Below are 486 nucleotides of genomic sequence, written 5' to 3'. Positions count from 1 at the left end.
GAGACAGGGGGTGAGGGCTGCTGCACGTGATCGTCCCGTTCTCCGTACCAGGGTGCGGACGGCGGAGCCGCCGCCCGATGCGTCATGGTGAACCGACGCGCGTTTCCGCGGCGTTTCCGGCGGGCGACACCTCGATCACGTCGCCCTCCGTGATCCGCACGGCGTGCACGGGCAGCCGCGCTTCCTCCGGTCCGTCCAGGCAGCGGCCGGTCTCCAGCGCGAACGCCTCCTTGCCGAGCGGGCTCGTCACCACGGGGACGCCGCCCCGGTCGCCGACGATGCCGTGGCACATCACGGGCGCGCCGTGCACGGGGTCGAGGTTGCCCAGGGCGTGCAGCGTGCCGTCGTACCGCCGGAAGAGCGCGACGGCCGTGCCGTCCGGCAGCAGCGCGGCCCGCCCCTGCTCGGGCGGCAGGTCGGACAGCGCGCACACGGGCGTCCAGCCGGAGCCGCCGCGGGGCACGGGGGCCGCGGGCGCGTCGGGGG

General features: G+C 76.3%; 1 protein-coding gene. It reads right to left on the bottom strand.

Going from position 1 to position 486, the window contains the following annotated elements:
• Positions 1-82 precede the first annotated feature (82 nt).
• The gene (gene nirD, locus G5C65_RS38225; protein ID WP_165303687.1) at positions 83-463 is read right to left on the bottom strand and encodes a nitrite reductase small subunit NirD; all 381 of its coding nucleotides are present in this window, start codon (positions 461-463) and stop codon (positions 83-85) included.
• Positions 464-486: the final 23 nt, after the last annotated feature.

The organism is Streptomyces boncukensis (assembly GCF_011045075.1).
GTDB lineage: Bacteria > Actinomycetota > Actinomycetes > Streptomycetales > Streptomycetaceae > Streptomyces > Streptomyces boncukensis.
This window is presented reverse-complemented; position numbering and strand designations above follow the sequence as displayed.